This is a genomic window from Candidatus Tiamatella incendiivivens (genome assembly GCA_015522635.1).
Taxonomy (GTDB): Archaea; Thermoproteota; Thermoprotei_A; order Sulfolobales; family Acidilobaceae; genus Tiamatella; species Tiamatella incendiivivens.
The window spans coordinates 20467-27672 of record WALW01000004.1 but is presented as its reverse complement, the minus strand read 5'-3'; the positions used below and the strand labels follow the sequence as shown (position 1 = coordinate 27672).

At 40.9% G+C, this 7206-nt stretch carries 5 protein-coding genes; 3 read left to right on the top strand and 2 right to left on the bottom strand.

The genetic code is table 11. The features are described 5' to 3' along the window. The first annotated feature begins 1284 nt into the window (after positions 1-1284). Positions 1285-2556: an AAA family ATPase gene (locus F7B60_00460; protein MCE4613994.1), complete on the top strand. Its 1272-nt coding sequence runs from the start codon at positions 1285-1287 to the stop codon at positions 2554-2556. A gap of 162 nt (positions 2557-2718) precedes the next feature. Here the strand turns inward: F7B60_00460 and F7B60_00455 are convergent, their stop codons facing one another. Both F7B60_00455 and F7B60_00450 read right to left on the bottom strand, forming a co-directional pair. Next, positions 2719-3345, bottom strand: coding sequence for a hypothetical protein (locus tag F7B60_00455; protein ID MCE4613993.1), 627 nt, complete (start codon positions 3343-3345; stop codon positions 2719-2721). Positions 3346-3577: 232 nt separating this feature from the next. Then, positions 3578-4429 carry a hypothetical protein gene (locus tag F7B60_00450; protein ID MCE4613992.1) on the bottom strand — a complete coding sequence of 284 codons (852 nt, stop codon included), beginning with the start codon at positions 4427-4429 and terminating at the stop codon, positions 3578-3580. Positions 4430-4704: 275 nt separating this feature from the next. On the opposite strand from F7B60_00450, the gene F7B60_00445 reads away from it, so the two are divergent. Together F7B60_00445 and feoB are read left to right on the top strand one after the other, a co-directional pair. Further along, entirely contained in the window at positions 4705-5283 is a 579-nt protein-coding gene (locus tag F7B60_00445; GenBank protein ID MCE4613991.1) for a FeoA domain-containing protein, read from the top strand. A gap of 24 nt (positions 5284-5307) precedes the next feature. After that, positions 5308-7197, top strand: coding sequence for a ferrous iron transport protein B (gene feoB, locus F7B60_00440; protein MCE4613990.1), 1890 nt, complete (start codon positions 5308-5310; stop codon positions 7195-7197). Positions 7198-7206: the final 9 nt, after the last annotated feature.

Genomic DNA, 7206 nt, shown 5'->3' with positions numbered 1-7206 from the left:
TGGTATATATTGAAGTAGTGTACTCTATTTTTGGCTTTTCTCAGGTTCAGACTGAGCCGGTGTGTTCTGAGCTTGCTGTAGCATGCCCGATAGGTTAGATTGAAGCCTGTTTCTCTCCGAGACAAGTTCACTAATTCTTCGCTTAACTTCGAGGCATTTACAATAAGTCTATACTATTGATCATTTCTTAGGATCGTATGGAAGTGATACAGTCTTAATAGTAGGGGGAGTTTTAAAACCTACCAGGTCATCTCTGTCTCCTTAGTGTGGTATTTCAGTATGTGATTCAATATATAAGGATTTTACCGATTCAACTGCTTGGTGTGCATAATAATGTAACTCCTAGTTATCTAACTGATTAATCTAATTGTATATGTCTCTCTACCAGTATTGCAGTATTGTGTGATAGATGTTTGAATAGCTAGTACAGTGGATGTACTGATACATGCAGAAGTGTACTTTGATCCGTTAATTTTATACGGATGGAGCTATGTCATTGGTGGTCTGGAAGGGTAGAAGGGGAGGTGTTGGTATTACCATAAGGTAATACTATCATCTTAGTCTACTATCTATATATGTCCTGCGGAGTGTATCTAATGGTGCATAACTATGTGTTCCGTTGCTTAACAGTATTATCGTTGTGAAAAGTTAATTAATTAACAGATAATCATAAATATATTAATGTTAGTTAGCGTTTGTTAAGACATTAAGCGTATTACATTATGTTCATGCGATCCTAGCATGTGTTTCATGGATATAGATCCTCCTATATATGATTCATGTCCAGTAATGGCTTGGGTAATATCGTTTTTCTAATTTGAAATCTATCAAAAATATTTGACCTGTTCGCGTATTAATTATTATATTAGGTCTATATTGTACATTATGTTTGTCCTGGGAGTTAACCAGTACTTTAAACCTTTCTATGTTAACTCTACTTTTAGTTGAGTTAACCGCATGTTAACTCAACCACCAACAAGTATGCCTAGAAAAGTCTTAGAGTTTCAGTGTCCACAACATAATATTGCTCTGTTTCCCCATTTCATGATCGATGGCATTCCTCTGTCTCCATACAACTATTCTCGTTGTAATATTCCTATGGGAATATTACAGGTGGAATACTGGTAAGTATAGGAGGCATAGAGAATAGAATAAGAATTAATCTTGGTTGTTCATATGGGAGCTAGATTTATTCTTTTCCATGTTACTCTTGTTATTACTCTTGTTTGTTGAAGAAATCTTTTTATTTTTATAATGTTGGTTATATAACTGTGGTTATATAATATGAGTTATTGCGTTATCGAGAGAAAAGAATGCGGGGAGTTAGGTGAAATTACCGGTTCGTTGCTTGTCTACGGTAGGCGAAAGACCGGTAAGACCTGGCTAGTCCAGCATTGTACTAGCTACGATGAGTATGTGCTGGTTAGCCGCGAAGGAACATGCTTGATCGGCGGTGAACTAAGGGAGAAGGACTTAAGTGATTGTCTGGAAAGGATCACAAACGTAGTGTCTAATGACGGGGTCGTTGTAGTAGATGAGTTCCAGCGTATTGCCAGGAAGAACTGGATGGACGCTGTAGCCCATAAGTTAGCAACAGGTAAGGGCAAGCTTATTCTCCTAGGATCCAGCTACGGTGTTTCGGACAGCATTTTCTCATCCAACAGCCCATTGCTTGGATTGGTTGAAGCTTACAATGTTGACCTCGCTGATCCATTGGATACTATAGCATCGCTTGTTAAATGCGGTATGGATCATGTGGGAGCAGTTAGATGGTTGGGTATTGCAAGGGATCCTTGGATTCTAGGATTAGTGAAGCCAAGCGGTGATCCTGTGGATATGCTCTACCGTCGGGCCAAACAGTTAGCCCCCATCGCCCCAGGTCTTATTGGAGAGATATTTGCAGAGGAAGGCCGTAGTTTGGCTCGGATTTACGATGCAATACTAAGGCTTCTCGCTAAGGGATACTGGAATACTAGTCAGTTGGCCCACAGACTTTATAGTAGTGGATTACTCGAAAGACCCGCTCAAACAGCTGTAACTGGATACATTAAAAACCTTGAGAACATGGGCCTGGTCAGAGGAATAAGACTGTGGAGAACCAGGGGGGCCAGAGTATACTATAGGCACAGAAGCACCCTCCTCGCTATACTCTACTACATACTGGACAGAGTAGACGAGTTAGGCCAGAAGCCTAGTAGAGAATCGCTCAGATCAAGATACTACATGGAACTACAGTTCGATCTAGCAGAACTGCTTGCTATAATCAAGAAGCTTCGCCCTGCATATTCGATTACACCCGATGGCTGGGACGTTGATATCCTCCTCCTAGATAATAAAGGGAGCCCGCAATGCGGTTACGAGGTCAAAACGGGACCGCTGAGTAGTAGTGAAATAAAGAAAACCATAGAGAGACTAAGAGGCCTAGGGATCCCACGTGTAGGATTGATTAGCTTACATGAAACACCTACCGAGCTCAAAGGAGTGGATGAAGTTTTAGGCCCTATTGAACTGGTGAAACTATCTGGTAAAACCGGGAGAACCGGAAATAGCAGTTAGTCTTGTGCCGCTCACTATGCTGAATTCTCCAATGTCCAATGTATGGAAGGCGATTAGTCTCGGTTTAAAGAGTTTTATGCTTTTTTACTTTGGGCTTGGGGTTGATATCTTCGAGTTTAATAGGAATGGTAGAAATTAATTATTAGGAGCTATTTCAAGCTTCTATCCGGTTAAGCTTAAGGGTGCAGTGAAGTTGAATGCCTCTCCATTAGAGTATCTTCCTTCTATATATAGGTAAGCTGGTTTTTCCCCTAGCTCTATGCTGTAGTAGAGGAATACGGTGCTTGTAGTATTGGGTTTTATATTCTTTATTCTATCATCACTGAAGCTTGTGGGTATTCTTATACTGTTACATAGTACGTCTTTCGGTATTCCCTCTACATAGTCAGAGAATACCGTGTGGTCTTCAGGCCAGATTCTTTTCCCATCATTCGTTATGAGATAGAATTCGAGATGAGCGGGCTGTGACCCTTCATTAGTGGCGTTTACTTTGAATAAGTATCCGGTATAGCCGTCAAATGGGTAGACATACTCATAACGAGTCGCATTCGTATAGACGAATTCTACTACTCTGATGCCACGTACTTCACTGGCATATAATATCTTCACCCGTATATGGTCTCCTTCGCCTTCATTTACTTTCAACCTAGAATTACTTACTGTACTGGTTTTCGAGAAGGCATTTCTACCTGTAATACCAAAGATACTATGATTTCCATAATGGAACCACAATCCACCTGCAACGACCAGTAGGATCAATACTGTAATAATCATGGTCATCTTACTCATTCCGATCCACCAATTATCTTTATAGTGTATCCTTAAACCACATTTTTCTTTATCTAAATAAATCTAACCCTGAATGGCAGTGAAAACTAGAGATTCCTTATTACGAACGGGATCTAGGTGGAATATAGAAGCATTAGTAAAGGATAAGCAAGGTTTTCAGGTTTAAACAAAGTAAATATTATAGCAATACTCTTCGATACTAGAATTTTAATATAATTAATGATGAGAAGAACTAGGATACACTGCTCGGCCTCAATAAAATCCGTAGCTTCCCATCACTCTGAGGATCAGGTAGTGTATTATTTACAAAATTCCTGAGACCATTGAGTCCATGTGACAAATATGCATTGACAGTGCCGGGTAGGATTCTATCCATGTATTCAGGTGTTACGCCTCCTTTCCATCCAACATACGCTAGTGCCCCCTTATCCAGCATTATCTTTGCAAGCGTACCGTCCTCGAACGTGTAACATCCGAAAACGATGATTATACTACCTTGTTCTACAACGGTTTTTTCTTCTATGAATTTGGGTCCCACCACTAGGTATTTCGGAAGTTTCTCCAGCTCCTCCTGGGAGGGCTTTTTACCTGGCGGAGGTATAACTCCCAGAGCTAGGTATCCCTTCTTAATCCATGTGTTAATGTTTTCCCCGTACTTCATTACGCTTTCATTGTAGTATAAGCCTGTGAAAATATATTCACCTGGTGGGTAAGTACCAGCTGTCCTATTGCTATATCCGCCGTGTGCACGTATAATAACAAGTTGGTATTGTTGTAGGTTGACAAGCTGGTCAAGAGTAGCGTTCTTGCCCAAGTAAACATCTACATCGTATCCACGGCTCTCTAGTGTCGTAACTATGAGAGCGTCCAGCGTATCATTGGGGTATTCACGGTAAAGGGAATCATAATACAAGGCTCTCAGGTATGGTTGTGAAGTAATCTGAGTGTTTCTAGTGTTAGTTATTATTGTTGTGTTCAGAGGTAAAGGAGGCAGATTATATTCTTGGTAGTAGTATTCAACTAAACCTACTACCGCAATTATTAGAACTAGGATTACCAATAGATATCTTCTACTTGCCTTCAAACTTGATTGACACCTTTAATCGAATGATTATAAATAGAAACTAGGATAATATATCTATACCATGTTTTATGAATTGCAAGTAGTATTTGAATTCTTCAGGAGGTGTATAAAAGAAACCTGAATAGTACAAAAATAAATACCTATTTAATTAAATTACGGAACAGGTCGTAAATATGGAAGGCTAATACCGACCCTTGAATAGGCCCATTACTTCATGGTTCGACGATGTAAATTTATGCCACATACTATATTTATTGTAAACCAGGATTGCAGTGTTGAACGAAAAAACTGTGGAAAGTATAACTAAGGATGACATCCTGAGGTTCCTCATGGAGGAAGGTAAGAAGACTAATAAAAATAAGATCATCAAGGAAGTTGGAGAGAAAGATGTTGCCGAGAAGGCTCTAAGAGACCTGGAAGATAATGGTTTTGTTAAGGCTGCTGACGATAAGCTTGAGTTGACTGAGAAGGGAGTAGAAGCTGCTAGTATGGTGTATACTAGGCACAGGGCGATAGAAAATATTCTAAAACAGCTTAATACTAAAAGCCATGTAGCAGCCCACTATATGGAACACCTCGACATGGAGCCTTCTGAGCTCGAGAAAATACTGGGAGAGAAACTAGTAACTCTTTCCTCTCTAGTCGAAGGAAATACCGGTCGTATAATAGCTGTTCTGGATCCAAGGCCTAGTATCGTCGCCCGCCTCTACGGTGTAGGCTTACTTCCAGGACGATGGTTCAAAATATTATCTAAGAATCGTGGAGTGATTATAATAATGGTAGGATCTGAAGCCCGCGTTGTGTCAGTTGACGATATAATTGCCTCTAAGGTCCTAGTGGTTCCCGAAACCTAGTATCAATAACCGGAGGAAGTACTCGTGAGTTCAAGTAGAAGGAAGCGTGTACTCCTTTTAGGACAACCCAATGTAGGTAAGAGCTCTCTGCTTAAAGTACTGACAGGAAGTCATGTTCAGATATCAAATTATCCGGGTACAACTGTTGAAGTAACCATAGCGAGAGCTATTATAGGAGGCATCGAATACGAGTTCATTGACACCCCCGGCATATATAACCTGTATACAAGCAGTCTAGAGGAGGAGGTTACTGAGAGAGCTTTAATAGAGAAGGACTATGATTTCACGATCGTTGTTATAGATTCTACAGCGATTGAGAGAGGGCTTGTATTCTTGTTATCAGTTATCGAGTTAGGAGTGCGTGTTATTATAGGCATGAATTTCTGGGAAGAGGCTGCACGGAAGGGACTCCGTATAGATTACAGAGGGCTTGAAGCAGAGCTCGGAGCTCCTGTGGTAAAAATTAATCCTATCAAAAAAGGCGGTATAAACGATCTTATAAACAGGTTGGGCGAAGCTCGTAGAGCTAAACTTGAAATCATCTATGATGATCATATCGAGGAAGCATTGTCCCTAGCGATGAGGTGTGTAAGAGGAAATGTTAGGTTGAATAGACGAGGGCTTGCAGTCAGACTAGTTGAGGGTGACCCCCTAGTATCCAGGATATATGAGTGTAACTATTCAAAGGATGCCCATAGGATGCTGGTAGAAGAAGGACATGACCCATACAATGATATAGAGATTACGAGAGCCGGATACGCCATGTCACTTACAAAGAAGCATGCCAGAATAACCCCAACCACTGTAAGGACTCTCAGCAGAGTGGACGAAGCCTTACTAAAGAATACGGGTCTCGGTATACTCACAGGATTATTCTTCCTAGGAGCTATGATAGTTCTGACTGTTATACTAGGTAATGAAATAGTTAACGCGCTCGATTCAGTGCTAGGCAATAATGTCAGAACCATAGTAGCGGAACTCTCTCCCCATGGATTACTGGGATTAGCCTCGGCGAAAAGTGTGGAGGCCCTCTACGCGCAGTACACTGCTGCACTCCCCTACGTTTTCATATTCTACTTAATACTTGTAATCCTAGAAGATACCGGGTTTCTTACAAGACTAATGCTATGGCTTCACATGATTACAAGGAAACTAGGCCTCCACTCTAAAGGAGTAATACCAGCACTCCTGGGATTAGGTTGCTCAGTACCAGCTACTACTGCCACAAGGATACTCCCTACTACAAGGCAACGGATTGTAGTTATATCCATGCTTGCATTCATTCCATGCTCCTCTAGAGCAACCATAGTTTTCGGCATAGCTGGTAGAATCAACGGTGCTTTAGCAGCTTTAGGTATCTATGCCATTGGCTTCATTCTTGCAGGTATAATTGCAAGAATAATCTCGAAAGCCGCCAAAGCCGATCAAGATGCTGTATTGATAGAGGATGTCCCCCCTTTACGTAAACCTAGAACAAGTATAGTTGCTGAGAAGGCATGGCAACGGCTCCGGGAATTCATTATAATAGTAACCCCGTTAATAGTGGTAGGTGCTATTGCTTATGCAATCCTAACGTATTATAGTATTGATAACCTGGTCATAGAGGTGTTCTCGCCTTTAATGAGGCTCCTTAACCTTCCTCCATCACTCTCAATACCTTTAGCCTACGGCTTTCTACAGAAAGACCTAGTCATATCTATGCTTGCAACAGTTCTAGGGACTTCAAACTTTACTTCAGTACTAACAGCAAAACAGGCAATGACATTCACTATGGCTTCAACCTACCAAGTACCCTGTATAATAGCTCTTGGAGTAATGATTAGAGAGTTAGGAGCGAAGAAAGCAGTACTCCTATGGGTAATACTTGACATGGTTGGGTTTGGAATAGCAGCTCTTTACGCAAACATACCATAAAACATATTA

Bases quoted from the DNA above. Each gene is read 5' to 3' on its own strand.
- F7B60_00460 (MCE4613994.1), top strand. From the start codon at position 1,285: ATGAGTTATTGCGTTATCGAGAGAAAAGAATGCGGGGAGTTAGGTGAA.
- F7B60_00455 (MCE4613993.1), bottom strand. From the start codon at position 3,345: ATGAGTAAGATGACCATGATTATTACAGTATTGATCCTACTGGTCGTT.